Origin of the sequence: Paraburkholderia caffeinilytica, assembly GCF_046030355.1 — a bacterium.
GTDB lineage: Bacteria > Pseudomonadota > Gammaproteobacteria > Burkholderiales > Burkholderiaceae > Paraburkholderia > Paraburkholderia caffeinilytica_B.
The window spans coordinates 108906-135628 of record NZ_JAQQCQ010000007.1 but is presented as its reverse complement, the minus strand read 5'-3'; the positions used below and the strand labels follow the sequence as shown (position 1 = coordinate 135628).

The 26723-nt window shown below is 60.0% G+C and carries 25 protein-coding genes; 17 read left to right on the top strand and 8 right to left on the bottom strand.

Going from position 1 to position 26723, the window contains the following annotated elements; genetic code table 11:
- The 11 genes from PQQ95_RS13460 (at position 1) to PQQ95_RS13410 (ending at position 13157) form a co-directional block, all read left to right on the top strand.
- Positions 1 to 1005, top strand: a complete 1005-nt coding sequence (locus PQQ95_RS13460; RefSeq protein ID WP_408437869.1) for a LysR family transcriptional regulator — start codon at positions 1 to 3, stop codon at positions 1003 to 1005.
- A gap of 39 nt (positions 1006 to 1044) precedes the next feature.
- A complete protein-coding gene (locus tag PQQ95_RS13455; protein ID WP_408437868.1) occupies positions 1045 to 2082 on the top strand; it encodes an amidohydrolase family protein in 1038 nt (345 codons plus the stop codon).
- A 166-nt stretch (positions 2083 to 2248) separates the two neighbouring features.
- Positions 2249 to 3079, top strand: a complete 831-nt coding sequence (locus PQQ95_RS13450; protein ID WP_408437867.1) for an N-acyl homoserine lactonase family protein — start codon at positions 2249 to 2251, stop codon at positions 3077 to 3079.
- Between the two features lie 90 nt (positions 3080 to 3169).
- Positions 3170 to 4573, top strand: a complete 1404-nt coding sequence (locus tag PQQ95_RS13445; protein WP_408437866.1) for an MmgE/PrpD family protein — start codon at positions 3170 to 3172, stop codon at positions 4571 to 4573.
- Positions 4574 to 4602: 29 nt separating this feature from the next.
- Positions 4603 to 5952, top strand: coding sequence for an MmgE/PrpD family protein (locus tag PQQ95_RS13440; protein WP_408437865.1), 1350 nt, complete (start codon positions 4603 to 4605; stop codon positions 5950 to 5952).
- Between the two features lie 100 nt (positions 5953 to 6052).
- The gene (locus PQQ95_RS13435; protein WP_408437864.1) at positions 6053 to 7567 is read left to right on the top strand and encodes an MmgE/PrpD family protein; all 1515 of its coding nucleotides are present in this window, start codon (positions 6053 to 6055) and stop codon (positions 7565 to 7567) included.
- Positions 7545 to 8540 carry a D-2-hydroxyacid dehydrogenase family protein gene (locus tag PQQ95_RS13430; protein ID WP_408437863.1) on the top strand — a complete coding sequence of 332 codons (996 nt, stop codon included), beginning with the start codon at positions 7545 to 7547 and terminating at the stop codon, positions 8538 to 8540. Before PQQ95_RS13435 ends, PQQ95_RS13430 begins: the two co-directional genes overlap by 23 nt.
- Positions 8537 to 9556: a tripartite tricarboxylate transporter substrate binding protein gene (locus tag PQQ95_RS13425; protein ID WP_408437862.1), complete on the top strand. Its 1020-nt coding sequence runs from the start codon at positions 8537 to 8539 to the stop codon at positions 9554 to 9556. Before PQQ95_RS13430 ends, PQQ95_RS13425 begins: the two co-directional genes overlap by 4 nt.
- Positions 9557 to 9642: 86 nt before the next feature.
- Positions 9643 to 11016, top strand: a complete 1374-nt coding sequence (locus PQQ95_RS13420) for a hydroxymethylglutaryl-CoA lyase-like TIM-barrel protein (protein WP_408437861.1) — start codon at positions 9643 to 9645, stop codon at positions 11014 to 11016.
- A gap of 98 nt (positions 11017 to 11114) precedes the next feature.
- A complete protein-coding gene (locus PQQ95_RS13415; RefSeq protein WP_408437860.1) occupies positions 11115 to 11564 on the top strand; it encodes a tripartite tricarboxylate transporter TctB family protein in 450 nt (149 codons plus the stop codon).
- Between the two features lie 3 nt (positions 11565 to 11567).
- The gene (locus PQQ95_RS13410) at positions 11568 to 13157 is read left to right on the top strand and encodes a tripartite tricarboxylate transporter permease (RefSeq protein ID WP_408437859.1); all 1590 of its coding nucleotides are present in this window, start codon (positions 11568 to 11570) and stop codon (positions 13155 to 13157) included.
- A gap of 269 nt (positions 13158 to 13426) precedes the next feature.
- Here PQQ95_RS13410 and PQQ95_RS13405 read toward each other — a convergent pair whose 3' ends face one another.
- The 3 genes from PQQ95_RS13405 to PQQ95_RS13395 form a co-directional block, all read right to left on the bottom strand.
- Positions 13427 to 13840, bottom strand: coding sequence for a hypothetical protein (locus tag PQQ95_RS13405; protein WP_408437858.1), 414 nt, complete (start codon positions 13838 to 13840; stop codon positions 13427 to 13429).
- A 104-nt stretch (positions 13841 to 13944) separates the two neighbouring features.
- Entirely contained in the window at positions 13945 to 14907 is a 963-nt protein-coding gene (locus PQQ95_RS13400) for a substrate-binding domain-containing protein (protein WP_408437857.1), read from the bottom strand.
- A gap of 61 nt (positions 14908 to 14968) precedes the next feature.
- Positions 14969 to 16339 (bottom strand): leucine-rich repeat-containing protein kinase family protein, encoded by a 1371-nt coding sequence (locus PQQ95_RS13395; protein ID WP_408437856.1) that lies wholly within the window; start codon positions 16337 to 16339, stop codon positions 14969 to 14971.
- A gap of 226 nt (positions 16340 to 16565) precedes the next feature.
- On the opposite strand from PQQ95_RS13395, the gene PQQ95_RS13390 reads away from it, so the two are divergent.
- On the top strand, positions 16566 to 17204 hold the full coding sequence (locus PQQ95_RS13390) for a methylated-DNA--[protein]-cysteine S-methyltransferase (protein ID WP_408437855.1): 639 nt from the start codon (positions 16566 to 16568) through the stop codon (positions 17202 to 17204).
- A gap of 26 nt (positions 17205 to 17230) precedes the next feature.
- Here the strand turns inward: PQQ95_RS13390 and PQQ95_RS13385 are convergent, their stop codons facing one another.
- Positions 17231 to 17737 carry a GNAT family N-acetyltransferase gene (locus PQQ95_RS13385; protein ID WP_408437998.1) on the bottom strand — a complete coding sequence of 169 codons (507 nt, stop codon included), beginning with the start codon at positions 17735 to 17737 and terminating at the stop codon, positions 17231 to 17233.
- A gap of 149 nt (positions 17738 to 17886) precedes the next feature.
- On the opposite strand from PQQ95_RS13385, the gene PQQ95_RS13380 reads away from it, so the two are divergent.
- The 4 genes from PQQ95_RS13380 to PQQ95_RS13365 all read left to right on the top strand — a co-directional run bounded on the left by PQQ95_RS13380 (position 17887) and on the right by PQQ95_RS13365 (position 20255).
- Complete coding sequence (locus PQQ95_RS13380; protein WP_408437854.1) at positions 17887 to 18213, top strand: ArsR/SmtB family transcription factor; 327 nt, start codon at positions 17887 to 17889, stop codon at positions 18211 to 18213.
- Complete coding sequence (gene arsB / locus PQQ95_RS13375) at positions 18210 to 19295, top strand: ACR3 family arsenite efflux transporter (RefSeq protein WP_408437853.1); 1086 nt, start codon at positions 18210 to 18212, stop codon at positions 19293 to 19295. The genes PQQ95_RS13380 and arsB overlap by 4 nt, the downstream gene beginning before the upstream one ends.
- Positions 19292 to 19714, top strand: a complete 423-nt coding sequence (gene arsC, locus PQQ95_RS13370) for an arsenate reductase (glutaredoxin) (RefSeq protein WP_408437852.1) — start codon at positions 19292 to 19294, stop codon at positions 19712 to 19714. Before arsB ends, arsC begins: the two co-directional genes overlap by 4 nt.
- A 235-nt stretch (positions 19715 to 19949) precedes the next feature.
- Complete coding sequence (locus PQQ95_RS13365) at positions 19950 to 20255, top strand: panthothenate synthetase (RefSeq protein ID WP_408437851.1); 306 nt, start codon at positions 19950 to 19952, stop codon at positions 20253 to 20255.
- A gap of 95 nt (positions 20256 to 20350) precedes the next feature.
- On the opposite strand, the gene PQQ95_RS13360 is transcribed toward PQQ95_RS13365, so the two are convergent.
- A complete protein-coding gene (locus PQQ95_RS13360; protein WP_408437997.1) occupies positions 20351 to 21211 on the bottom strand; it encodes a GNAT family N-acetyltransferase in 861 nt (286 codons plus the stop codon).
- Between the two features lie 263 nt (positions 21212 to 21474).
- Positions 21475 to 22365 carry a LysR substrate-binding domain-containing protein gene (locus PQQ95_RS13355; protein WP_408437850.1) on the bottom strand — a complete coding sequence of 297 codons (891 nt, stop codon included), beginning with the start codon at positions 22363 to 22365 and terminating at the stop codon, positions 21475 to 21477.
- Positions 22366 to 22546: 181 nt separating this feature from the next.
- Here PQQ95_RS13355 and PQQ95_RS13350 point away from each other — a divergent pair, with 181 nt between their 5' ends.
- The gene (locus PQQ95_RS13350) at positions 22547 to 23443 is read left to right on the top strand and encodes an alpha/beta fold hydrolase (protein WP_408437849.1); all 897 of its coding nucleotides are present in this window, start codon (positions 22547 to 22549) and stop codon (positions 23441 to 23443) included.
- A 188-nt stretch (positions 23444 to 23631) separates the two neighbouring features.
- Here the strand turns inward: PQQ95_RS13350 and PQQ95_RS13345 are convergent, their stop codons facing one another.
- Together PQQ95_RS13345 and PQQ95_RS13340 are read right to left on the bottom strand one after the other, a co-directional pair.
- Complete coding sequence (locus PQQ95_RS13345; protein ID WP_408437848.1) at positions 23632 to 24339, bottom strand: dienelactone hydrolase family protein; 708 nt, start codon at positions 24337 to 24339, stop codon at positions 23632 to 23634.
- Between the two features lie 731 nt (positions 24340 to 25070).
- Complete coding sequence (locus PQQ95_RS13340) at positions 25071 to 26630, bottom strand: diguanylate cyclase (RefSeq protein ID WP_408437847.1); 1560 nt, start codon at positions 26628 to 26630, stop codon at positions 25071 to 25073.
- Between the last annotated feature and the right edge of the window lie 93 nt (positions 26631 to 26723).

Here is a 26723-nt window from a genome sequence, read left to right as displayed (position 1 = left end):
GTGAGTTTTGAAGATAAATCGCCTATGATTACAAACAATGGTGACTCCCAGTCATCAATTGCGGGGAAGGTATTGGAAAATCTCAATGCGCTCATTGTGTTTGCCAAGGTCGCGGAAACCCGGAGCTTTACCGATGCAGCCCGGATGCTGGGCTTAACCGCATCAGGAGTGAGCAAGGCCATCACCAGGCTGGAGCAGGAACTCGGCGTACGCCTAATGCATCGCACCACGCGTTCGGTCAGCCTGACGAACGACGGCAGCAGTTTCTTCGAACGTTGCAGTCACATCCTTTCTGAAATCGAGGAGGCCGAGGCGGCGCTAAACCAGACGCAATCGGCGCCGCGCGGGCGAATTCGCGTGCAGATGCCGGTGGGATTCGGGCGCCGCGTCATCGTGCCGGCGCTACCCGGTTTTATCGAGCGCTATCCCGATGTCGTGATCGACGGCGAACTCAGCGATCGCATTGTCGATCTGGGCTACGAGGGGGTCGACGTGGCGGTCTTTATCGGCGTGCCCGCCGATGCTCGTCTAATTGCCCGCAAACTCTGCAATCTGCGTTTTGTCACGTGCGCGTCGCCGGACTATTTCCGCGTGCATGGCGAACCACAGACCCCCGACGATCTGGAGCGCTTTCGCTGTCTCGCTTACGTGCTGCCGCAAACCGGCCGTTATCGCGACTGGCACTTCGAGAAAAATGGCCGGACGTTTGCGAAAACCGTATCGGGTCCACTGAACCTTAACAACACCGAGTCTCTGCTTGAGGCTGCGATATCCGGTGCCGGTATCGCGATGATCAGTACTTTCATTGCGGCCGACGCGATCCGCGCGGGCAAGCTGAAGGTGACGCTGCGTGATTACGCAACGGTCGGACCGCAAGTCTCGGTCATCTATTTGCCCAATCGGAACCTGTCGGCCCGCGTGCGGGTTTTTGTCGACTTTCTGGCACGACTCGTGCCGCCGAACCCGCCTTGGGATCAGATCCTCGAACCGGAGTGCAACCGTTGAGGCGATGCGCCGCGCGATCAGCCATGGAGAACGTCTGCGATGTCCGATTTACAAATGCATCTGGCCTGGCTTGAACTGACAATCGAGGAGCCGCTGGAGCCAGACCTAGCAATCTGCGATGCTCACCATCATCTCTGGGACGGACGCCCGACGCGTGTAACGCCGCGCTACCTGCTCGATGAATTCCTCGCGGACACCGGTAGCGGGCATCACATTGCTTCGAGCGTCTATGTCGAATGCGGCACCATGTACAGACTCAACGGACCTCCCGTGCTGCGAGCCGTTGGGGAGACGGAATTCGCCAACGGCATGGCTGCAATGAGCGCATCCGGTCTCTACGGGGCGACGCGCGTCGCCGCCGGTATTGTCGGTTTCGTCGACCTGGCACAGCGGGACGCCGCGGCCGTGTCTCTGGATGCCCATCTCGCGGCAAGCGGAGGGCGGCTGAGAGGCGTCCGCCAGGTGGCGCTCCGGGACGATACCGGCAACTTTCCCGAGCACCGCACGCGGCCGCCTCGAGGACTGCTGCTGCACGAGGATTTCCGCGCCGGCTTCGCACTTCTGGCCGAGCGGCGTCTCGTGTTCGAAGCAACCTGCTATCAACATCAACTACCTGAAGTTATCGACCTCGCGCGCGCGTTCCCGTCCACGGTCATCGTGCTAAGTCATTGCGGGGGCCCGACGGACACCCGGCTGGGTACCAGCCGGTCCGAACCCGCCTTCGCACAATGGCGCGCATCTATCGCGGAACTGGCCGGCTGCCCAAACGTTGTGGTCAAGCTTGGCGGACTGAGCCTGGAACCGTTCGGCCTCGGCAAACATCAGCGCCCACGCCCGGCATCGAGCAAAGAGATTGCCGCCGCCGTGCGGTGTTACTTCGATTACCTGATCGAACAGTTCGGTGTCGAGCGCTGCATGTTCGAATCCAACTTCCCTGTTGAAAAGATCGACTGCAGTTACACGATCCTATGGAACGCCTTCAAACGCATAGCGGATGGCGCTTCGCCCTACGACAAGGCGCAGCTCTTTCACGACACCGCCACGCGCGTTTTTCGCCTCTACACGGCGGCGCCATAGCTTCGCAGGACGCGATCCGCGACCATGGCGCCGTTGAAAGAAGGCCCCGGATTGCTGACACGGATTCAACAGTGTTTGGATTAGCACACGATTTATCTTCGTAGCAGGGGAAGTTAGACTGATTTCAATCACTTGAGCATGGCAGGTCAGCCACCGGGGGAGCACGATGAATCAATCGCAGACATCAATCGCACTCCCCGACTATGAGGTGTTCGCCATTCGCTATGCGTCGCGCCCAGGCGACCGCCAGCATAATTTCCTTGGCGGAGATCCGCACGACGCGCCAATGGAGATGGACTATTTCGTCTGGCTAATACGCAATGAGCAACGCGTGTTTGTCGTCGATACTGGTTTTAGCGCCGAAGTCGCTGCGAAGCGCGGGCGCACTTTCCTGCGCCGCCCGATCGACGGGCTCAGGATGCTCGGCGTGGACGCCGAGCAGGTCGAGGACGTCATCATCACACACCTGCACTACGATCATGTGGGTACTTTCGCTGATTTCACGCGCGCCCGGTTTCATCTGCAGGATGACGAAATGGCGTACGCAACCGGGCGCTACATGGGTTATCGGCAATTTAGCCATTCGTTCGAAGTCGAAGACGTAGTCGGCATGGTACGCAAGGTCTATGAAGGTCGTGTCGTATTTCATGCGGGCGACGCGGAATTGTGTCCCGGCATTACCGTTCACCATATCGGAGGACATACGCCGGGGCTGCAATGCGTGCGCGTGCGCACGAAACGCGGCTGGGTCGTGCTCGCGTCCGACGCCAGCCACTACTACGAACATTTCCAGACTCGGCGTATCTTCCCCACCGTATTCAACGTCGGTGACGCGATAGACGGCTATCGGACGCTCGAGCAACTTGCGGATTCACACGAACACATCATTCCAGGCCACGATCCGCTTGTCATGGCCCGCTATCCACCGGTTTCGCCCGAACTCGAAGGCGTCGCTGTCCGGCTCAACGTACCGGCTTTGCCATGGCCGCCGGACTAGCTGGCGCGCCCATGCATGCCATCGCCTACTGGCATGTCCGCGCTCGTCGCTTGCCGCGCTTCGCATTACTGTGATATCTACGGATTCCTCATGACCGGTTCCAAGCTGCCCCTGCTGAATAACGCGACGCGTGACCTCGCGACGTTTGCCGCCCTGCTCCAGTACGAGGATCTGCCGCGATCGGTGATCGAGCGCATCAAAACAAGCCTGCTCGACAGTATTGGTTGCTGCCTGTACGGCCTGACCCTACCGTGGACGCAGCGCGTGCTCGCGATGGTCGACGAGGACGGCGGCAAACCCGTTGCATCCTTGTGGCGCACCGGGCGGCGGACTTCGATCTCGAATGCGGTACTCGTCAACTGCACGGCCGGCCATGCATTCGAGCTCGACGACATCCATAAGGAATCGATTCTGCATCCCGGTTCGATTGCGATTCCAACCGCCCTTGCATTCGCCGATCGGGCCGGCAAAGTCAGCGGGCGCGAAGCGATCACCGCGATGGCCTCAGGGTACGAAGTAGGGACGCGCGTGGGCAATGCCGCCACAATGAGCCTGTTCTTTCGCGGTTTTCATCCACAGGGCACATCGGGAGCTTTCGTCAGTGCGGCCACCGCCGGCCGCGCGCTGCGGCTTGACGCCACGGCGATGCAGCATGCGCTCGGCATTGTGGGCTCGCAAGCAGGTGGACTGATGGCGGCGCAGGAAGGCGCGATGGTGAAACGCTTTCATGCTGGCCGCGCCGCCCAAAGCGGCGTCTATTCCGCCCTGCTGGCGAAACAAGGCTTCACCGGCATCGTCGATGTACTCGAAGCGCCTTACGGCGGCTATCTGAGCACCTATTCGGACGCGCCTAACGCCGCGCGCCTGACCGACGGTCTCGGCACTGAATGGGAAACCGCCAAGATCGGCTACAAACCGCACGCCGCCGTGACGAGCATCCATGCGGCTCTCGACGCACTCACGTACATCATGCAAAGCAACGGCCTGCACGCGAACGACATCATGCACGTCGATGTCGGCGTCAGTGCAATGACACATGTGCACTGTGCGTGGCCATATCGCGCGCAAGGCGTGACCGCTGCTCAGATGAACCTTTACTATGGCCTCGCTGTGACCGCGATCGACGGCGTCGCGTTTGTCGCCCAGTATCACGAAGGGCGGCTCGCGGACCCACGAATTCTCGACTTCATTGCACGGATCGATGCGTGTATCGATCCGCAAATCGAGGCGCTCGGGCCCGCCTTTCGCCATGCGGCGCGCGTGAGTGTCATGACGCGCGGTGGCATCACGCTCACGCACGAGATCATGAACCGGCGCGGCAGCAACGAGAATCCTATCAGTCCGCGGGAGATCGAGATCAAGTTCCAGGCGCTCACGGAATCATGCCTCTCGCCACGCGATATCGCCCAGATCATCTACCTGTGCGAGCGATTCGACGAACTCGATGACATCAGTGAATTGCTAGCCTTGCTGGCCGCGCCCAGACTCCACTGACCGCTACTTTCCCATCAGGCGACACGCTCATGAATCCGACCATTGCCACCCAGTTCGCCGAGCGCTTCACGAGGCCAGGCTTCGCCGATTTGCCGGACCCGACTCGTCACTCTGTCAAACGTCTGCTGCTCGACTACCTCGGCGTCTCGATCAACGGCAGCCAGACCGAAAGCGGCACGATTGCCCGGCGCTTTGCCGCGTTGAGCGGCGGTCACGGCGACGCCTCGCTGATCGGCGACGCACGTCGCGTTCCTGCGATGCAGGCCGCGTTCAGCAACGCCATTTCGGCGCACAGCATCGAACTTGACGATATCGATGTGCTCGCATTGTTTCATTTCGCGCCGCCCGTCTGTTCGGCCGCGCTCGCTGCGGCCGAACATGTCAAGGCGAGCGGAGAGGATCTGCTCGTGGCGCTCGCCGCTGGCTGCGAACTGATGGAGCGGGTCAGCCGGGCGGCGAACCCGTCATTGCGCAACCGGGGCTTCCACACTACCCCGACCTGCGGTGTCTTTGGTGCGACGCTGGCCGCCGCGCTCCTGTACGGACTAACACCCGCGCAACTCATCTCGGCGTTCGGTCTCGCCGGTGCACAGGCAGGGGGACTCATGGAAATGTATGGACCGTCGATGCAAAAGCGCTTCAACCCCGGCCCGGCGGCACGCAACGGCGTGACGGCGGCACAGATCGCCCAACTGGGTTTCAGCGGCGCGGACACGATCTTCGAAGGCGAGCGCGGCTTCCTTGCCGCCTTCACCGATGAGGCCAATGTCGAACAACTCATCGACGCGCTCGATGCACGCTACCAGCTCAACATCGAATTCAAACCTTTTTCGTGCGCCCGCCCCATCCATAACGCGATCGGATGCGCACTCGAGATACGCGATAAATTTGCACCTGACCTCGACCGTGTCAGAACGATCAAGGTGGCAAGACATCCCGACTGGGCCGGCTACCATGGAAACAAGGCGCCGCAGACCTACCATGAGGCACAGGTCAGCCTGCCGTACTCGGTTGCCGTGGCGCTCGCCGACGGACAGGCGCTCTTCGCGCAGTACAACGACGCGCGGCTTGAGGACCCGAGCCTCCGGCAGTTGTCGAACTGTGTGGAGATCACCGTCGACGGCTCGCTGCCGCGCGGCGTGTCATGCCGGATGTCCATGGAGATGGACGATGGTTCGGCCTATGTATCCCAGGTCGATTATCCCAAGGGGTCCATCCAGAATCCCATGACCGACCAGGAGCTACGCGGCAAATTCGACGACCTGAGCGGCCCGGTGCTGGGTCGCGCGCGCGCCAGCGAAATCGCGGCGCTTATCGATCGGCTCGAAACGTGCGAAGACGTCACGGCGCTGATGCGACTGACGATGAAGGCTCAATAAAGCGCACGCGTTAGGGCTGGACTCATCCTGAGCCCGGTCAAACGGAATCGCGAAGCATTGCTTCCCACGCGAACACGGAAGCGCTGCACAGGAGGAGACAATGGACGAACTGACCGCCTGGAAGAACGCCGCTCGCGAACATCGCGGCATTACGATGGCGCTCGCTGAATTTGTGGCCGGCTTGCGGCCCGAGGCGATTCCCGAGCACACCCAGCAGATTGTCAAACAGGCGTTCGTCGATTCGATCGGCTGTGGGCTGCATGGACTCACGACGCCGTGGGGCCGAATCGTCACTGAATTCGCGGCGGAGCTGGGCGGTCGACCCGAGGCCGCGCTATGGGGCGCACACACGAAGGTTGCCGCGGCCAACGCGGTACTCGCCGCAGGCAATGCGATCCACGGTTTCGATTTCGACGACCACAGCCGCGCGAAAATCCATCCCGGTGCGGTCGTCGTGCCGGTCGCATTGGCACTGGCCGAGCGCGAGCAGGTGTCGGGCGATATGCTGCTGACCGCGCTAGCCGCAGGCTATGAGACGATGAATCGCGTCAGCCTCGCCTGCAATCCAGCCCGAGCGCGTATGCGCGGCTGGCATTTGACAGGAACAACCGGCACGTTCGGTGCGGCGGCGGCCGCCTCCGTCATCCTCGGCTTCGATGCCGCGCTGACCGCAAGCGCGTTCGGTCTGGCCGGCACACAGTCAGCCGGCGTCTGGGCGTTCACCGCGGACGCCGCGATGAGCAAACGGTTGCATCCAGGGCGGGCCGCGCAAAGCGGCGTTATCGCTGCACTACTGGCCCAACGGGGTTTCGCAGGACCACGCTATATCCTCGAAGCCGAGGACGGCGGTTTTCTGTTCACGATGTCAGGCGAGAGCCGCCCAGGCGAGATCACTCGAGGTCTCGGCGACGAATGGCGGACCGACGGCGTCTGCTTCAAGCCGCACGCATGCTGCGGCAGCAACCATGCGTGCGTGGACGCGGCGCTTACGCTGCTAGCCGAATATCGGGTCAGCGCCGCCGACGTCGAGCGGGTCATCGCGGGCGTGCCGGCAGTCGTCCAGACGCAAACCGGCTTCGAATATCGCGCCGATTCGGTCCTCAACGCACAGATGAGTCTGCGCTACAACCTTGCCGTCGCGATGCTGGACAGCGAAGCGCTCCTCGAACAGTTCACGCCGGCGCGTATTGGCGAAAAGCAGGTGTTCGATCTTGCCCAGCGGGTGGAGATCGAGGTCGATCCCGAACTCGATGCCGCCTATCCGGAGATCTATGGCGGACGCGTATCGCTCGTCATGCGTGACGGCAGGCGCCTGACCCGACGTGTCGACTACTCAATGGGGATGCCTGAAAATCCCATGTCGCACGACCACATCGAACGCAAGTTCCTGTCGCTCGCCGGCCACGCAGTTGGCGATGCGCAGGCCAATGTCTTGCTGCCGGCGACTCTGGAAATCTTCGCGCAGCACTCTGTCACCTCGCTGACCACGCTGCTGCGCGAAGTGGACATTCTCGATACGCATGACGAAACTGGCAATACCGAGCGCCCCGCAACCACGGCCCCAGAGACACGACAACCCGCCGGAGAGACCCTTGAAAATCGCCGTGCTGGATGACTATCCGAAAGTATTTCGTACGCTCGATTGCTACCCACGTCTCGCGGAGCACGACGTCACGGTATTCCACGACGTAGAAAAGGACGTTGCACGCCTTGCGCAACGGCTTCAGGCATTCGAAGCGATCCTGCTGACGCAAGGCCGCTCGCCATTGCCGGGTGCACTAATCGAGCAGCTACCGAACCTGAAGCTCGTGGTCCAGACTGGCGACCACGTCGAACATATCGACGTCGACGCTTGTACGAGGCGAGGCATCGCGATCGCGGCGGGACGCGGCGGCCTTCCGCCAGCGACCGTCGAACTCACCTGGGGGCTGATCCTCGCGAGCATGCGGTACATCCCTCGCGAAGTGGACAACCTCAAGCGCGGCATATGGCAAACCACGCTCGGCAACGGGCTGAACGGGAAAACGCTCGGCGTCTATGGGCCCGGACGGATCGGCATGCGCGTGGCACAGATCGGCGCCGCGTTCGGCATGAAAGTGGTCTGCCTGGGGCGTGAAGGCACGGCTGCGCGAATCGTGGCGGCAGGATTCGAAGCAGCGCCTGACCGACGAACCTTCTTCGAGAATGCCGACGTGCTGAGCCTCCATGTTCCTCTCGACGGAACCACACGCGGCATTGTCACGGCGGCGGATCTGGCGCGAATGAAACCGGATGCACTACTCGTCAATACGGCCCGTGCGGCCCTGATCGAACCCGGCGCGCTGGTTGCAGCGCTCCAGCGAGGGCACCCAGGATTCGCCGCAGTCGACGTCTACGAGGACGAACCGGTCCTCCATGGTGCCCACCCATTGCTCGACATGCCAAACGTGCTGTGCACGCCGCATCTGGGCTACGTCGAAAAAGCGGCCTACGAAAGCTATTTCAGCATCGCGATCGACGGCGTTCTCGGTTTTGCCGCGGGGCGCCCCGTCAACCTGCTGAATCCGCAGGCGCTATCGAAAACAACAAGCGAAAGGAGACAACCATGAACGACTTTCCGCGAAGAAGCACGCACAGTCTGCCCGGGCACGGCATCGCGTTCGCGATCCTGCTGCTGACAGCCTGCCTGCTCGGCAAACCGTCCACTGGCATTGCCGCCGGTACGTATCCCGACCAGCCGGTCCGCATTGTCGTACCCTATCCGCCTGGCGGCGGGACCGATCTGGTCGCGCGCGTCATGGCACAACAGCTGTCGCAGCAGACCGGCCAGTCGTTCATTGTCGAAAACCGGCCCGGCGGCGGCAGTTCGGTAGGCGCGGGCTTCGTCGCGAGATCGGCGCCGGACGGCTACACGCTGCTGATGGCCGACACCAGCTTCACGATCGTGCCGAGTCTGCACAAGAGCGTGCCTTATAGCGACGTCAAGGACTTCACACCGATTTCGGAGATCATGCAGGTTCCGGAAGTATTCGTCGTCAATCCCAGTGTGAAGGCGAAGACAGTCGGAGAACTCGTCGCGCTCGCGCGCAACAATCCCGGCAAGCTCAATTACGGGTCGGCGGGGGTCGGCAGCATCATTCACCTGTCCGGTGAACTGTTCAAGAAAGAGGCGAAAGTCGACCTCGTCCACATTCCCTATAAAGGCGGCGGCGACATGGCGATGGCCGGCATTAGCGGTCAGGTGCAAATGCTGTTCGGCGCCCTTCCGACACTCATTACCCAGGTGAAAAGTGGCCAGCTTCGCCCGCTCGCAGTGACGACCAGCGATGACAGGCGCTCAGCGAGCCTTCCCGATGTCCCGTCGATGAACGAAGCGGGTGTCCCCAACATGAACGTGTATGTCTGGTTCGGCCTCATCGGGCCGGCACATCTCCCCGATGCGGTGGTGACGAGGCTCCATGATGAAATCACCAAAGCGCTGCGAACGCCGTTCGTGCAGACCCAATTCCGTCAGCAGGGTGGCGAGCTGGTGGGCAGCAGCCCCGCAGCATTCGCCGAGCAGATCCGTACTGATCACCAGCGCTGGGCAGATGTCATCAAGGCCGCGGGGATTCCCCCGCAATAGGCATTCGAACTTGAAAACTGGATGTACGGAATGTGCCTTGGCGAAAGAGTCGATGCTTCGTTTCTTATATTTTTCAGGAGACTGTCATGCCGCTCAAAAAAGCAGGTATTCATTGGTTTCTGACGGACGAGGAAGTCGCGGTTGCGCGCAACGAACTCGATGATCTGCGCAAAACCGCAGACTACGAGCCTGACAAGTGGTGTCTAAGCGGACTGAACCGCAAACCGGAAGCGCTAGGCCTCGCCCTGCCGGACCACATGCCGAAGAAAGTGCTCGTGCGGGACATCACCCTGCGCACAGCCGAACAGGCCTCGGGCGTGATCCTCTCTCACGAGGACCGGCTGCGTTTGCTGCGGGCTTTGCTGGAAGTCGGCATTACCTCGTTCGAACTGACCTATTTCGCGCGACAGAGGGCGGACGAGCTTCGCGAACAGGTCGATCTCATCAGGCGTGTGAATCCGGACGCAGAAATCGAAGCGGGACAGATCACCACGGTGGAAAGCATCGATCTGATGGCGAGCATCGGCGCCAACCTCGTGAGCATCAAATGTCCACCTTGCTTCGCTACCGCGCCGTTGCGGCCTGGCGCCGAGGTGCCGAAGGCCGCATGGGAAGGCAAGGACTGGCGCACGCTGGCCCGGCCACCGATGAACATCAAGGAACTCGCTGCGCGGAATCGCTCCCTCATCCAGCATGCGGAAAAGCGCGGCATGAAGACCTGCGCGTATCTGAGTTCGCTCAACTACGCGACCCCTGAGTTTATCGAGGAATACACGTACGAGATGACGCGGGCAGGAGTACATTCCATCCTGCTCGGCGACGGCCCCGGCGCCACCGCGCCACATGGCTTCGCGTATGCCGTATCGATCATCAAGCGAATCGCGCCTGAGATGAAGGTGGTGATCCACGCGCACAACAGCTTCAACCTGGGCGTGGCGCGCTGTCTCGCGGGGGTTCACGCGGGCGCCGACGTCGTTGAGGTGTCGATTAACGGCGCGGGGTCCTATGCCGGTCAGGTCGACCTGGCCCATGTCGCGGCCGCGCTCGAACTGCTGTACCGGGTCGACACGGGCCTCAAGCTCGACCAGTTCACGGCGCTGCGCCGCCTTGGCGAGGAAGTCTTTGGCTATCCGGTGTCGCGCGATCATTCAATCACCGGCGAGCGCTATTTCACGCCGGAAGATACGCTGATCAATTTCGACCCGTGGATTCATACGTCGGTCGAGCCAGCGATCTTCGGCAACCGCGCCATCCCCTTTTTCAGTCAGAAAGCCGATGTGTGGGATATGGCTGAAAAGCTGACCGAGCTGAATATCCCCGTCGAGAAGCCGGAGGTGGAGGCCATCCTCAAAGAGGTCAAGGCAGAATTGATTGCCCGCAAACGGGAACCCACGGACGAGGAAATTCGCGCAACCGCCCTGCGTGTGAAGACGCAGATGACCGGACAGATCAACGGCTGATGCGACGATGGGCGGCAGGGAGGCAATCCCCGCCGGCCCGCCTCATCGTCCGGGCTTCGGGACTTTGAATGTCCATGAAATATCTAGGTGGCAGACCGATGAAAACGAAAAAAAAGGACCTGCACGGTGGCATCCTGATGTTCGCCATAGGCGCCGCAGCGATCCTCGAGGGGACGAACTACCAGGTGGGTACCCTCGGCGAGATGGGACCGGGTTTTTTTCCGGTTGCACTCGGCGCGATCCTCGCGGTAACCGGCATCGCCATTGCTATCGCCCGCACTGCGGAGTCCGCGGCGCAAACACCGCGGCAACCCGCGCAGTGGCGCGGCTGGCTCTGCATCGTGTCGAGCATCGGCGTTTTCGTGTTGCTCGGAAGTCATGGCGGACTGCTGCCAGCCACCTTTGCGACCGTCTTCATTGCTGCATTGGGTGACCGTCAGAACACGTTCAAAAGCGCGCTGATACTGGCAACGACTATGACCATCATCTGCGTGACAGTGTTCTGGTGGGCATTGCAGGTGCAGTTTCCACTGTTTCAGTGGCAGTGAATCATGATCACTTCCTTGATGGATCTGTGGCATGGCTTCGGCGTCGCGCTCGAATGGCACAATCTGATGTGGTCTTTTTTCGGCGTGCTCATCGGTAATCTCATCGGCGTACTGCCCGGTATGGGCCCGCTTTCCGCCATCTCGCTTCTTTTGCCGTTGACCTACGGCATGCAGGCCGTGCCCGCGATCCTGATGCTGGCCGGCATCTTCTATGGCTCCCAGTATGGCGGTGCGATCGGCGCGATCCTGCTCAACCTGCCCTGTCATCCGCCGCACGCGGTGACCTGCCTGGATGGCTATCCGCTGACGAAACGCGGCAAAGGCGGGACGGCGCTCGGTATCACGATCATTTGCTCGTTTTTTGCGGCCTCGGTCGGCATTGTGGTCATGATCTTCGCTTCGCCGCTGCTCGTGCGGGTCGCGTTCAGCTTCGGGCCCGCCGAAATCTTTTCGATCATGCTGCTCGGGTTGCTGTGCGGCGGAACGATGGCACGCGGCGCGCCGCTCAAAGGCGTCGCCATGACCGTGACCGGCATGATCATTGGGCTCGTCGGCACAGATGTGAACAGCGGCATCATGCGGTTCACGTTCGGGATTCCGGCCCTGGGCGACGGCGTCGAACTGGTCGCGCTGGCGCTTGGTATGTTTGGCATGACTGAGTTTTTGCGCAACGTCAACCAGATGCAGACCATCGGCAGCGACACCCGGGTCCGGCTAAAAGACATGCGTCCGAGTCGGGCCGAGCTGAAGCAGGCATGTCTACCGATGATGCGCGGCACGCTGATCGGCACATTGTTTGGCGCAATGCCGGGGACGGGCCCCTCGATCACCACGTTTATCGCGTACGCACTCGAGCGGCGCCTGTCGAGGACGCCTGGCCGTTTCGGGCAAGGTGCACTGGAAGGCGTCGCCGCGCCCGAGGCGGCCTCCCATTCGAAAACCCAGGTGGACTTCATTCCAACCATGACACTCGGCATTCCTGGCGACCCCGTGATGGCGCTAATTCTCGGCGCGCTGCTCATCAAGGGCATTCAACCGGGCCCGGCGCTCATCACCGAGCATGCGGATCTGTTCTGGGGGCTCATCGCCAGCTTCTGGATCGGCAACGTACTGCTAGTATTGCTGAATGTTCCGCTCATCGGCATTTGGGTCAAGCTGCTACGGGTTCCGTACCGGTATCTGTATCCGTCAGCGCTGCTCTTCATCGCAATTGGCGTTTTCAGTACCAACAACAGCCTGTTCGAAGTCAGCGAAGTGCTCGTGTTCGGTCTCGTGGGTGCCGTCTTCGTTGCGTTCGACTTTCCGGTAGCACCAATCTTACTGGGATTTGTGCTCGGGCCAATGGTCGAAGAAAATTTCCGGCGCGCGCTCCTGCTCTCCCGAGGTAGCCTCGACATATTCGTCGGCCGACCTATTAGTGCTGTTTTTATAGGGGCGAGCGCATTGCTTGTCCTTGCGCAAGTTGGATGGGCATGGCACTCCGCTCGCTGCAGCCGCATCAGTGCCTTGCAACCGGATGTCAATCCGTCGAACGTAGCCACTCAGGCAGCGACGATCGAGAATAAGCTGGGGAAATGTTCGCGAAAACCGTAAACTGGCAAGGAGCACGACTGGCACTGTCACGTTGCAGAGATGGTCGAGTAAGGATTGCCTCGCCCTTCAACATGAAAACTGAGTCGGTTTCCTCTCCGGAACCACTAACGTTGGGCCGAAGCCCCATTGCCGCGCGAGCGGTTTCGTCCGTTGGCCGCACGCGGTCCCACGATGAACTACCGTAGTCGACCCACAAGCGACAGTCCTATGTCTCGAAAACGGACACTCTGGGCCACTATCCGATGTACGGACCATGCGCCATTTGCCGTTCAATTCCGAATGAGCTTGTCGCTGATGAAGACGTTATAAAGAGCGAACTCGAGATTCAGGTGTTCTGGGATTGGTATTCCGTTTCCGCAGTAGTCGATTTCGACATCGGCTAAATGGCCTGCTTCGTCGGCGAACAGCAGAATCTCAAGCGAGCCCCAACCCTCCGGTTCCCGACGATCCCGGAAGTCCGCTTCAAACACCATGCGGTAAGCTTGTCCGCTCGAAGCTATGGCTATACGAGGCACCTTGCCGGGGGTGGCCAGCGAAAGCCCAAAACTATTGCACCCGCATTCACAGAGCTTGACGATCTCTGCATTCGAAAATTGAGCCGCGAGCGCATCACGATTGGGAAATGGGCAACGTTCAAGAATGAACGCAACCCAATATGCTGCCCGGTTCAGGTCGTTTCGCATATTGCTTCTGGACGGCTCGCTTCCTGGCGCGGATAGACAATATCGAAGGGTTCTGCTGACACGCCGCGCGCACCAGGTATCAAGCACGCAATGAATTTTTGACCCTAGTGATTCACGCCAGTCACCAGCTGCAGCGGCGTTTCGATAACCCGCGACAATTCGCTCTGCTTTCTCCGTTCGGTGACTGCCTTCAACGCCACGTCGACGCCGAACACAGCTTGCCGATCGGCAAACTGATTCATCGTCGCGAGCACCCGGCCGTCGGCGAGTAGCGGCTTGATGGCGTCGCTGTCGTTATACCCGGTGACATAGACACCGCCGGTTCTCCCCGCATCGCGAACGGCATCCACTGCCCCCATCGCCATATTGTCGTTACCACACATCAACGCCCGGATCTGCGGATAGTCCCCCAATATCTTTGACGCGGCGTCCCGCCCTTTCCCATAGTCCCAGTCGCCGGCTTGTATGGCGACGACCTTCATGCCGGCCGCGTCCATTGCGTCCTTGCTGCCGGCCGTGCGTTGCTGCGCATTGCGGTCGGCGGAAATGCCTTCGATAATCCCGACCTGATCGCCCGCCTTGAGCCGCCCTGCAAGATAATCGCCCACCTGCGTTGCGCCGTTGCGATTGTTCGGCCCGACGAACGGCACGGAGATATGGGCGGCATCCTGGGACGCGTCATCGAGCGGGTTATCGATGGTGACCATGATGATGCCGGCCTTGATCCCTCGCGCCACGATCGCAGTCAGTGCCTTCGAGTCAGTCGGCGCGATGACGATCGCGTTCATCTTCGCCTCGATCAACTCGGCTACCATCCGGATCTGCACGGCCGTGTCGTTCTCCGTTGCCGTTCCGCGAATGGTCAAACCGAACTGCGACGCAAAGTGCTTCTGATAATTTTGCGCGGCGTTCGCCATCGCTACCGTGTACGGATCAGTCATCGACTTCAACACGAGGGCAATCTTCAGCTTGCCGCTCTGCATCACATCGGCACGAACCGTACTTGCCAGGCCTGCCGCAGCAAGCGTGCCGGCAACCAGCACGCGGCGGCGCATCCTCTGCGTCATTGATTGTCTCTCCTTGGGCCACGCGGACAAAGGGTTGCTCTGCGCGCACACAGTCGACGGATCAAACCGCCGCCAATGCCGCGGAATCCCGATCGCCCGCGCCCGTTAGCTGCGATAAAACAGAAGCAATCTCATCAAACAGCGGCCGGCTGCCGATATCCTCGCTCAGGCAAGCCTCTTTCAACGCCACCAACCGCGCCGCCATATCCGCGTCCGCAGTCGGCCAGTCGCACCGGTCGATCAACTCCTCGAGCAGACAGCCATACGCCCTCACTTCCAGACGCTGCAGCGCAGAGCGGAAGTCTTGATCATCAGTCACGTAGAACGATGCCGCGCCAAAATCGCCCAGCAACGCGCGACCCTGCCCGCCGTGCAGAATATTGTGCGCGTACAGATCGCCATGCATCACCCCTTGCCGATGCAGATGACACGCCGCCGACGCCATGCCGTATGCAATGCGTAACACCGAGGCCGGCTCAAAGCGCGTGTCAGCACCATAGACATCACGCGTGCATGAAGCGAGGCTCGGTGGCCCGGCAAGATTCGTGAATTGCGGGTCGATCAGTTCCATCACGAGGCCATGTGCGCCCGCGGGATGGTCCTTCACCTTGCCCACCACCGGAATCAGATGCGGATGATCGCCGGCACGAATGCAGGCCGCCATCTCGCAGTCCGGCAATCCATCACTCGTGACGGCGCCCTTGAACAACTTGACAGCCACAGGCCTGCCCGCATGTTCGTCACGAGCAAGAAGCGCCGCGCGATAAATGACACCGGACGCGCCCTCGCCCAACTGCTGTTCGAGTTTCAACGCATCCCATCGAATATCGGCAATCGGCGTATGGGTCAGTGCCGCCGTCTCCCACGCTTCGCTGAACGGATTGCCGGTGAAAGCCAGCCAGGACAATCGTGGCAGACGCAGCAACCATTCAGGCAGTCCACCGAGTTGATTCGCCGCGAGACGCAGCAGCTCGAGCCGCGAGCAGGCGGCCAATTCTTCCGGCAGTGTGCGCAACCGGTTGCCGGCAACCATCAGCTTCTGAAGTTGCGCGCAGGCGCCGATTTCCGGGGGCAGTGCCTCGATTTCGTTGTCGGTGAGGATCAGCCAGCGCAGCAACGGCGGCAGCGATTGACCCGAAACCTTGCGAATACGGTTTGCCTTGAAACCGACCATACTCAGTTGCGAACATTGCCCGAGGACTTCCGGCAACTCAGTGAAGGGGTTATCGGACGCAAAAATGATGCGCAGCTTGCTCAGCCGCGGCAAATCGTCGGGCAGCGTCGAGAGCGCATTGCCCGATAGATCGAGAATTTCCAGCGTGTCGGCCAGATCGAAAATCTCGCGCGGAAATTCGCTCAGCCCGCATGCCAGTTTGAGTCGGCGCGTACCCGCCAGTTGTCCGGCCCGCAGTTGTTCGAGGGTGGTTGTCACAGTCGTAGAGAAGCGTTCTGATTGCCGGTGAGCGATATGCCGAAGGTATCAATTCTACTGAGTAATTCGACTGAGTCTGGGGCCGCGCGCGGAATTGGATAGCAAGAACCGGCGTGACCTCGGCGAGGACGGGCGTTAAGCTGTCAGGTATCGGAGCCATTGCACAGCGAGTTCGCAGCCTCGCATGAAGCCATGTCAGCCTCCAAACAGCCAGGAACCGAGCAAAATGACATACGCATACAGGTTAATGAATTCGCCCGTCGGCGAGCTGAAACTCGTTGCAAACGGCAACCGGCTCGCCGCCATTCTGTGGGAGAACGACAAGCCGAATCGGGTGCGTCTGCCGGAGAGGGTCGAAGCAGAGGACCGCGCCATCCTGATCGAAACCGAGCGGCAGTTGAACGAGTATTTCGCAGGGACGAGAGACCGGTTCGACCTCGAACTCGATTTCCAGGGAACGGACTTTCAGAAGAAAGTTTGGGCGGCGCTCCTGACGATCCCGTTCGGCGAAACGCGCAGCTACTCGGACATCGCCATGCAAATCGGAAACATCAACGCGGTGCGCGCCGTGGGCGCGGCGAATGGCAGAAATCCGATCTCTATCGTAGCGCCGTGTCACCGCGTGATCGGCGCGTCCGGCGATCTGACCGGCTTTGCCGGCGGACTGGCAAACAAGATGTTTCTTCTGTCGCTCGAAGCCGGGCAGACTTCGCTGGAAGCGGCGGCGGATTCGAATGCCGCGGCGACTTCCACAGTGGCTACGGATTCAACCGTAGCGCTGACAGCGGTCGTCCGGGACACGCCGGCAAAACCGGTACGTCCGGCGCCAAGCCGAGGCACACAGGCCTCGTTGTTCGGCCACTGAGCCAGTTCGAGGGAACAGCGGCGCGTTCACGCAGTGGCGTTGAATGCGTCGTGATAGGTCACATCGCCCGCAGGCAAGGCGCCGGTAAGTAATAGCGCCTGAAAATACTCGGGAGGCACACCCGGCAGCACCAACTGAGGCGTGGCAATGAAGCCGAAGCGTCCGTAGTAGGCAGGGTCGCCGAGAACCACGCAGCCACTGGCGCCCAGACGCCGCAATTCGGACAACGCTGACTCAATTAGTTGCGATCCGATACGCCGCCTCTGGTGGCCGGGCAACACCGAGATTGGACCTAAACCATACCAGCCCGTTGCGCCGTTGGAGATGGATATCGGCGACAGCGCAATATGCCCGACGATCTCATCATCATCTTGTGCGACAAGCGAAATCGACAGTTGCCCTGCGCGTCGCAACGCATTCACGATGAAATGCTCCGCACCGTTCGTGTGCGGGGCATTTTCAAACGCGGCGATAGTGAGTTGCTCGATCGCCGGCGCATCGGCGGGTGATTCGGCTCGTATCTTGAGTTGCATGGAGTGCAGTTCTTTTTTCATGTGGCGGCGGGCCTCGTCATCGATCGTCGCGCGAAGCGCCTTGAACAATGCCGTGGCAGATTGTACCCGCCAGACACATCATTTCAACAATACTTGAAATATGAAAACGATCGGCGTATCGTTCGACCATGGACTCGAACCTTGTTGTACGCGCCCTTGGCGCGCTCGCTCATGAATCACGGCTGGCGATCTTCCGTTTGCTGGTCGTCGCTGGGCCGGATGGCCTGGCTGCCGGTGAAATCGCGCAGCAACTGGGGCTTTCCCCGTCAAGCCTCTCCTTCCACCTCAAAGACCTGTCACATGCCGAGTTGGTAAAACCGCGCCAGGACGGACGCTTCATCATCTACTCGGCAAATTTTGACGCGATGACGGGCCTGATCACCTTCCTGACCGAAAACTGCTGCGCCGGCGCACCATGCGCCGCTAGCGACCTCCCCGGCTGCTGCGAAAAATGAGCGTCCCTAACACAATGGCGCGCGGCGCACGGCCGGCGATTGGATTCTTCGAGCGCTATCTGACCGTGTGGGTAGCGCTGTGCATCGTGTGCGGCATCCTGGCCGGGCAATGGTTTCCGCATCTCTTTCAGGCAATCGGCCGCATGGAAGTGGCGCAGGTCAATCTTCCGGTTGGTGTGCTGATCTGGGTGATGATCATTCCGATGCTGGTCAAGATCGATTTTGCCGCGATGACACAGGTGAAAAGTCAGTGGCGCGGCATCGGCGTGACCTTGTTTGTGAACTGGTTTGTCAAACCATTTTCGATGGCTTTGCTCGGCTGGATTTTCATCCGGCATGTGTTCGCGCCGTGGCTTCCCGCGGATCAACTCGACAGCTATATCGCCGGCCTCATTCTGCTTGCCGCCGCGCCCTGCACGGCGATGGTGTTCGTCTGGTCGCAACTCTGCAAGGGCGACCCGTATTTCACGCTTTCGCAAGTGGCGCTCAACGACGCCATCATGATCGTGGCGTTCGCGCCGCTCGTCGCCCTTCTACTGGGTTTATCGGCGATTTCGGTGCCATGGGACACGCTGATCATTTCGGTTGGCCTGTACATCGTCATCCCTGTGATCCTCGCCCAGTTGCTGCGCCGCCATCTGCTCGCCAAAGGCGACGCGTATTTCCAGCAGGCGGTCGCCCATCTCGCGCCCTATTCGATCAGCGCGCTACTGGCGACCCTCGTATTGCTATTCGCTTTCCAGGGGCAGGCAATAGTCAAGGAACCACTCGTCATTGCGATGCTCGCGATGCCGATTCTGATTCAGGTGTTCTTCAATTCCGGCCTCGCCTATCTGCTCAATCGCCGGCTTGGCGTCGCGCATTGTGTTGCAGGTCCGTCGAGTCTGATCGGCGCAAGCAATTTCTTCGAGCTTGCGGTGGCCACGGCGATCAGCCTGTTTGGATTTCATTCGGGCGCGGCGCTTGCCACAGTGGTCGGTGTATTGATCGAAGTGCCGGTGATGCTGCTGGTGGTTGGCGTCGTCAATCGTTCGCAGTACTGGTATGAGGAAAAACACAGCGTTAAAGGACAACGTGCATGAGCGTTACGATCTATCACAACCCGGATTGCGGCACCTCGCGCAATACACTCGCAATGATTCGCAATGCCGGCATCGAACCGGAGATCATCGAGTATTTGAAGAACCCGCCTGATCGGGCCACGCTGAAAGACCTGATCGAACGCGCCGGGCTCACCGTGCGTGCCACGCTGCGCGAGAAAGGCACACCGTATGCCGAACTCGGCCTCGCGGAGCCGTCCTTGAGCGATGAGCAATTGCTCGACGCAATGCTGACGCATCCGATCCTCATCAATCGCCCGATTGTGGTCACCCCGCTCGGCGTGCGTCTATGCAGACCGTCCGAGGCCGTTCTCGATATCCTGCCTGCGGCGCAACAAGGGGCGTTTATCAAAGAGGACGGCGAGCATGTGATCGACAGCGCGGGACGGAGAATTCGTTAATGTCCGGGAATCTACCCAACATCAGCGGCCCACATTTCCACACGCCGGATCTGCAAAAACTCGAACCGCAGACGACTTCGGAACACGCTCCGCGAATTCTGCTGTTGTACGGGTCGTTGCGTTCCACTTCGAACAGAATGATGACGACAGCACTCGCCCGTGCTAACCCTGGCGCTCGCAGCGCATAAAGCTCCTATCCTTAAGATGCCCTTTGGGCCTCAACCAGGAGAATGACATGCGCATGCTACTCAATGTACGTATTCCGCACGAACCGTTCAACACGCTGGTGCGCGATGGCACGGCCGGCGAAGTGATAAAGCACATACTCGAAGAAATAAAACCGGAAGCTGTCTACTTCACCGAGCTGAACGGAACACGTGGCGCGGTACTCATCGTGAACCTCGACGATCCGTCGGGAATTCCCGCACTCGCAGAACCATTCTTTCTGAAGTTCAACGCCGACTGCGAGCTACGCGTCGCCATGTTGCCGCAGGACCTCATGAAAGCCGGACTGGACAATATCGGCTCAAAATGGAAGTAGTGCATATGTTCGTATCAAACGATGTACTTGCCGTCTGCGGCTCATAAGACACATCCCAGACGGCAATGCACGCAAGGCGTAGACGTATATCACGATCACCCGAGTTCGAACGACGTCACGCCAAATACCTGTTCGATTTGAATAGCGGGCGGGTTCTGCGTATACATCCGCGCGGTTTCGAAGACGCTTGTCATACCATGCCGCTCTGCTAGCGCAATGGCAGCGGGATTACTCTCCGGCACATCGAGGACAATGACCTCACCCGGCACGCGCGCCACCAACGCATCGAACAGATCGCTCGCGACCTCGTCACTATCGGCGAAGAGCGGACCGATCTTGCATCCCGTTCCGCAACGACGCAGCACGCCGTAGCCTGCGACCTTGCCGTCACGAACTGCGACCAACGCCGTAGCGTCGCGTTGGCCAAGCCATGCTGCGAGAAAACGCTCACGCCCGGCGGGAAAGCACTGACGATCGTAGTCAAGCAGCCGTTCGAGCGGCAACGCCGACGCATTCAGAATGGTCGAACGCGTCGCGCCTTGTTGGGCCGAGGCAGGAACGACACCCTGGAAGCGAATGTTGCGATACGCAAGCCGAAAACCGGACTTTCTGTAATTTTCCTGTTGAGCGACGACGCCGTCTAACCCGACATTGCGATTGTGCAGATAGTCCATGCCGTGCCGCCAGACGCGCATGCCAAAGCCTCTGCCGCGAAACGCCGGCTTCACGATATATAGACCGATAAAACCAAAATGCTCGCCGTAAGCGATCGCTGAAATGCAGGCAACCGGTTCACCGCGCCACTCGCCGATGAAAAAACCGCCAGGGTCCCCGGCACGAAAGCATTCGGCATCGTGCAGGCCAGGGTTCCATCCTTCCGCCGCCGCCCATTCGATCGATAAGGCCACGTCATCGGCCGACATAGTGCGCACGATGAAATCACGGTGTTCGTCCAGGTTCATCACGATCGCCTCGGCGAGAGCGCCAACTGCACGACGCCAGGGCATCTGGCGCCAAAGCTGCGCAGTTGTTTGAGATCGGTCAGCAACCGGTTCGGATTGGTCTTCACCATGTTCTGCGCTCCTTTCGACGGCGTTGTCAGCCTAAGTTTCCACCTCGCCTATCGGGTCAGCGGCCGAAAAAAACCGGGCTGCGATCATGCCCGGTCAGCCCCGATCAACATGCAAACGGCGACGTGCTCGCCGCTTGCCGAGGACGGTCAAGCCGTGGCTTGCGGCATCAATTCTTCGGCACGGGAAAGAAATAGCTTCAATACCGGCGACGTATTCGATCTGCTATAGCCGATGGCGAGATCGATGGTCGGCGCGTCGCCTTCAAGCGGCCGGCTCACGACCGACCATGGCAGCAGGTTGTTCGCATACTCCGGCATCAGCGCGAGGCCGCGGGTGGACGCGACGAGCGACATGGCCATCGCCAGATTGTCGACGCCATGTTCGGGCGTGACGTGCACGCCGTTTTCCCGCAGATAGCGCTCGATCACGTCATGAAGCACCGTCGCCTTGTTCGAGGCCATGATGAAGGTCTCGCCGACAAAATCTTCCGGACGGATCGCCGCTCGTTCGGTCAAGCGATGGTCGCTCGGCATGAGCACAATGAGCTTCTCCCGGCTCACCACGCGGTAGTCGAGATCGAAGCCCTCTTCGGCGCGCAGAAACGCAAGGTCGAGCTTGCCGCGCGCCAGCGCATCGGCGAGGTCAGGCGAATAGTGGCTGGACACCGTCACGTCGATGTTCGGCAGTTCGTCGCGCAGCACCTGCATGGCGCGCGGCAACCAGGTCATTTCCTGGCCGGTCAGAAAGCCCAGTGCAAAGACCTGCCTGGCTGGCCGCGAGGCACGCCGTGCGGCCTCGGTGGCGGCATCGACTTGCGTCAGCGCGAGCCGCGCGTGATCGAGGAAGGCCTTGCCCGCCGCAGTCAACTCGACCCCGCGAGCACTTCGGTTGAAAAGCTCCGCGCCGACCTCGTCTTCCAGATCCCGAATCTGCCTGCTCAGCGAAGGTTGCGACGTATGCAGGCGCCGCTCGGCCGCCACGGTCAGGCTGCCCGTCTCGGCGACGGCCACGAAGTATCGCAGGTGTCGAAGTTCCATAGTCTCTCTTTTGGCCATTCATGCCTCACAGGCATGCCGATCAGCCTACAAAGTCTTTTCCCTTTGCGCAAGCCCCCACTACATTACCCATCAGGCAGCGGCGCGAACGATCAACCAGGCACTAAGGCGCGACGCCAACCTTCCCAATCCATGCCTTTTATCTATCGCAAAGGAATCGGAAATGAACGCTCAAGTTGCTTCGAACAGTGTCGCCGTGGCTCACGCTACCCATCAAACCGCGCCGACCCAGTACGTCGAAGCGAACGGCATCCGCTTCGCTTACCGCCGTTTCGGCAAGACGGGCGGCGTGCCGCTCGTGTTCAACATCCACTTCACCGGCACGATGGACCATTGGGATCCGGCCGTGACGGACGGCCTCGCACAAGGCCGTGAAGTGATCCTGTTCAACAACGCCGGCATCTCCAGCACCTCCGGCGAAGTGCCGGAATCGATCGAAGAGATGGCCGCCAACGCCGCCGCGTTCATCAAGGCGCTGGGCCTCACGCAGGTCGACGTGCTCGGGTTTTCGATGGGTGGCCTGATCGCGCAGACACTGGCGCTCGCCGAACCGAAGCTGGTGCGCCGCCTGATTCTGGTCGGCACCGGCCCCCGCAGCGGCGAAGCGATGGAGTCGCTCACGCCGGAAGCTCAGGACATTTTCGGCGCCACGTACGCCGAGCCGGACGATCTGTGGCTGCGCGTGCACTTCTCACCGTCGGATGCAAGCCAGGCCGCCGGTCGCAAGTTCCTGCAGCGCTTCCGTCTACGCGCCGAAGGACGCGATCCCGAAGTCAATGAAAAAGTCGCGCCGGCACAACTCGCCGCGCTTGCCAAGTGGGGCGCACCGCGCGAAAACCCGTTCGACTATCTGCATGCGCTCAAGCAATCAACGCTCGTGATCAACGGCGATAACGACGTCATCATTTACTCGATCAACTCGTGGTTTTTGCAGCAGAACATTCCGAACGCACAGTTGATCATCTACCCCGATGCCAACCATGGCTCGCTGTACCAGTATCCGGAGCGCTTCGTCACACACGTCACGCAGTTTCTTTCCGAAAGCGACGAACAGGCTTGAAGCGCCATCCATGCTCACGCGCTGAAGCCGCAGACTGTCTGCTATTCAACGTCACCGTTGAAGGTCTCGACGAGAGTCCGTGCACGCCAAGGGCGCCGGCGCCATATCGCACTGCGATACAGCGCCGGCCGGCGTATCGGCTCGACTTCGCTAACGTCCACCTTGCAAGGCGGGTTCGCGCTTGCCGGTTACTTCCAGAGGGTGCGGCCAAAGAAGGTCAGCGTACGGTCCCAGGCTTGCTGCGACCAGACCGGATCAAACTGGGTCCGGGAGATTCGGCCCGGCCCGACTGCCGTTTCGTTCGCGAACGCATGGTGCGCGAGGTAGCGATGAAACTCGACGTCAACCGCGGCTGCGGTGAGCTTGGCCTCCAACGCGTCCACCGTTTCAAGCGGGAAGAATTCGTCTTGCGTCGCCCAGTGACCGAGAACTGGAACCTTGATTTTCGAGGCGTCGATATATTCGAGCGGAGGGAAGCCGTACCACACCACCCCGGCCGATACTTCGGGGATATTGCATAGCGCGAGCAACGTCAGCGCGCCACCCATGCAATAGCCGGTCACGCCGACGTTCGCCGAATGCTGCTTCAGATACTGGACGGCGCCGCGCACATCCTGCGTCGCGGCATCGCCGAAATCGAGTGCGCTCAGCAGATGGTTCGCCTCCGCCTCTTCAACCGTCGACTTGCCGCGGAAGAGATCGGGCACCAGCACGAGGTAGCCGGATTGCGCAAGCCGGTCCGCCACGCCGCGAATCTGGTCGTTCAAACCCCACCATTCCTGAATCACGACGATGGCAGGCGCGCCCTCGAGTTTCTGCGGCCTGGCCAGATAACCCTGGACGTCTTTGCCGTCAGGGCGGTTAAACGTAATCATCGATCCTGCAGTCCGTTGCATCACTTGCTCCTCGAAGTAGCCGAAGCCGCTAGCATAGCGCCAGAGTGGCACTGGCGCTCATGCGGATCAAGGAGGTCGCCTGCGCATACGAAGGCCGTCAGCCCACGTAAAATCGTCCCACGCAAAAACTGGAGACCAGTATCAATTCCAAATTGATTCGTTACGCGATCGGACATCGCATTATTGCGGAATAAAATTCAACCAAGGAAATCCCTACGCGAACATCGGGATTCTCCGATCTTTGAATTCGGCGACGGCCGATCGACAGATTTTTTTGACGTCCTTATGCTTCGCCGAAACTTTTCGTTTATGATCTCTCCGCAGTGAAGTCGGCATTCTAAAAACAACCCGCCCAGAGAAACCATACCACCCAATTGTTAAATTAAATGCGCGGAAATAATGCCCGCGCCTCGCACCGCAGTCTGTAAAATTGACTGATTACCGTCTCTCAGGTTCTGGCATGCAATCCTCGGACGCCAGAGTCTTTCAGGCCGACACAATGTGTCGGCCTTTTTTTGCCGATTAGTTCGATTAGTTTCGAAATAAAAACTTCTTCCATCTTGTCTTTCAAAAGGTTAATTCAAAGAGAAATTAATTCTTCCGCAAACCTTTGCAGGGCTAAACCCTTTATGGATAAGTGCCGTTATATGGAGTAGATAACCAGCACTCCCGCAACGGACAGGCGGGGTGTCGGAATTAAGAGATAGTTTAATAACGTGCACGACTCGCCGTTACACCGATCCGGTGCCCAGAAAATCCCGTTGCCCGATCGACTCGATACGATTTCGCCCGTGTTCTTTCGCGCGATATAACGCTCGATCCGCAGCCTCAACGATCTGATGCACGGAACCCGTACCGGCCGATCCGAAAACAGCGATCCCGATACTCACCGTCACGAAGTCGCCAAGCGACGTCTCATTCCTGATCTGCATGGAGCTGACAGCGGCCAGCATTTTCGCTGCCACCCGGCGTGCGCCGTCTTCGTCTGTCGCAGGCAGGATCGCGGCGAACTCTTCGCCACCATAGCGTGCAAGCAGGTCGCCACTGCGCGGCAGCGCCGTTTGCAATGCGCTCGCAACCGCAACGAGGCACCTGTCCCCTGCCGGATGGCCGTAGCGGTCGTTTAATTTCTTGAAGTGGTCGATATCGATAAGCAGCAAGCCAAGCGGAAGCGCGTTGCGAGCCGCGCGGTTCCATTCGAGCGCGAGCGTTTGATCGAAGCAACGGCGATTCGCGGCATGGGTCAATGCGTCCGTGAGCGCAATCTTTTCGAGGCGGTCTCTTGCGTCGCGCAACGCCTGTTGAGTTCGCACCAGCCGGCTTTGCAGAACCGTCGTCCGGATGGTGTGCACGATTAACGCGGTCACTATGCCAATCGTTCCGACGTAAAAATGTTCACGTATCAGCGGAATGCTCAATGCGAGCAGGGCCAGCGTATAAAAAATTGGACTACCGTTCTCGATGACAACGTCGAGGGGACGCTTCTCGTCATCAACATCGGCCTCACCTTTTTGCTGCGCGCGCATCATGCACGCCGCGCCCAATAGAAGAAAAGGAACGTCGACTATCACGTCGATCACGGCATGACCGTCTGACGAGGCAGCCCAATTGTTGTACACGCCGGCCACGATCGCGTAGATCCATAAATAACCGCACAGAAGCGCGTAGAATCCGCGGTCTTTTTCTCGTGGCTGAAGCAGAAGGCGCAGGGTCGCCGCCACAGCAAGAAGAATGTTCTCGACGTTGTAGGTCAGTACGAGAACCGAGGCCGAAACTGGCTCGAGGCCGGTGCCGGAGAACGGCACGACGGTAAATATGGTGATGTAGGCGAGATAAGCGGTCAATACTGCCTGGATACCGTCCATCCACACAAAGAGTGGGATCCGCTGTTTGTTTGAAACGGACGAGATGGCGAGGAGTATCGGCACGCCATAGAGAAAAAAACAAAAATCGGAGAACCAGGCAATATCCCCCGGCATCTGTTGGAACAGATCTTCCCAGGCGCTGAGACCAATGCCGCAAGTCCACAAAAACAGGCCGGCACCGAGCAGAAGCCACGGCGTCCGCGATTGTCGCTCCGCGGCGCGGGCGCGCCAGCAGGCGCCCGCAAGCGCGAACGACGGAGCAAGGATGAGAAACGGATAAGTGACCAGCGTTGCCCGGGATCGAAACAGCATCAGGCAAATTGCGTGCGCGCCCAGAAAAGACAGGGCGAATAACGCGAAAGGTATCGATTTTGGCGAGCGGTGCAAAGTTTCACCCCGAACTTGAGGAAGCCAGGTGAAAGCCATCGCGAGGCCAATGGCGGTTCAGCTTCTCTTGTATAAGCCGACAATATCGACAATCTTAGCTGATGGCATCTCGGGCGAACACTCGAAAGTGAT

Bases quoted from the DNA above. Each gene is read 5' to 3' on its own strand.
- arsB (WP_408437853.1), top strand. From the start codon at position 18,210: ATGAGCGTCCCTAACACAATGGCGCGCGGCGCACGGCCGGCGATTGGA.
- arsC (WP_408437852.1), top strand. From the start codon at position 19,292: ATGAGCGTTACGATCTATCACAACCCGGATTGCGGCACCTCGCGCAAT.
- PQQ95_RS13365 (WP_408437851.1), top strand. From the start codon at position 19,950: ATGCGCATGCTACTCAATGTACGTATTCCGCACGAACCGTTCAACACG.
- PQQ95_RS13450 (WP_408437867.1), top strand. From the start codon at position 2,249: ATGAATCAATCGCAGACATCAATCGCACTCCCCGACTATGAGGTGTTC.
- PQQ95_RS13415 (WP_408437860.1), top strand. From the start codon at position 11,115: ATGAAAACGAAAAAAAAGGACCTGCACGGTGGCATCCTGATGTTCGCC.
- PQQ95_RS13340 (WP_408437847.1), bottom strand. From the start codon at position 26,630: ATGGCTTTCACCTGGCTTCCTCAAGTTCGGGGTGAAACTTTGCACCGC.
- PQQ95_RS13425 (WP_408437862.1), top strand. From the start codon at position 8,537: ATGAACGACTTTCCGCGAAGAAGCACGCACAGTCTGCCCGGGCACGGC.
- PQQ95_RS13410 (WP_408437859.1), top strand. From the start codon at position 11,568: ATGATCACTTCCTTGATGGATCTGTGGCATGGCTTCGGCGTCGCGCTC.
- PQQ95_RS13455 (WP_408437868.1), top strand. From the start codon at position 1,045: ATGTCCGATTTACAAATGCATCTGGCCTGGCTTGAACTGACAATCGAG.
- PQQ95_RS13400 (WP_408437857.1), bottom strand. From the start codon at position 14,907: ATGACGCAGAGGATGCGCCGCCGCGTGCTGGTTGCCGGCACGCTTGCT.
- PQQ95_RS13435 (WP_408437864.1), top strand. From the start codon at position 6,053: ATGGACGAACTGACCGCCTGGAAGAACGCCGCTCGCGAACATCGCGGC.
- PQQ95_RS13385 (WP_408437998.1), bottom strand. From the start codon at position 17,737: ATGCAACTCAAGATACGAGCCGAATCACCCGCCGATGCGCCGGCGATC.
- PQQ95_RS13350 (WP_408437849.1), top strand. From the start codon at position 22,547: ATGAACGCTCAAGTTGCTTCGAACAGTGTCGCCGTGGCTCACGCTACC.
- PQQ95_RS13440 (WP_408437865.1), top strand. From the start codon at position 4,603: ATGAATCCGACCATTGCCACCCAGTTCGCCGAGCGCTTCACGAGGCCA.
- PQQ95_RS13405 (WP_408437858.1), bottom strand. From the start codon at position 13,840: ATGCGAAACGACCTGAACCGGGCAGCATATTGGGTTGCGTTCATTCTT.
- PQQ95_RS13355 (WP_408437850.1), bottom strand. From the start codon at position 22,365: ATGGAACTTCGACACCTGCGATACTTCGTGGCCGTCGCCGAGACGGGC.
- PQQ95_RS13380 (WP_408437854.1), top strand. From the start codon at position 17,887: ATGGACTCGAACCTTGTTGTACGCGCCCTTGGCGCGCTCGCTCATGAA.
- PQQ95_RS13445 (WP_408437866.1), top strand. From the start codon at position 3,170: ATGACCGGTTCCAAGCTGCCCCTGCTGAATAACGCGACGCGTGACCTC.
- PQQ95_RS13420 (WP_408437861.1), top strand. From the start codon at position 9,643: ATGCCGCTCAAAAAAGCAGGTATTCATTGGTTTCTGACGGACGAGGAA.
- PQQ95_RS13345 (WP_408437848.1), bottom strand. From the start codon at position 24,339: ATGCAACGGACTGCAGGATCGATGATTACGTTTAACCGCCCTGACGGC.
- PQQ95_RS13390 (WP_408437855.1), top strand. From the start codon at position 16,566: ATGACATACGCATACAGGTTAATGAATTCGCCCGTCGGCGAGCTGAAA.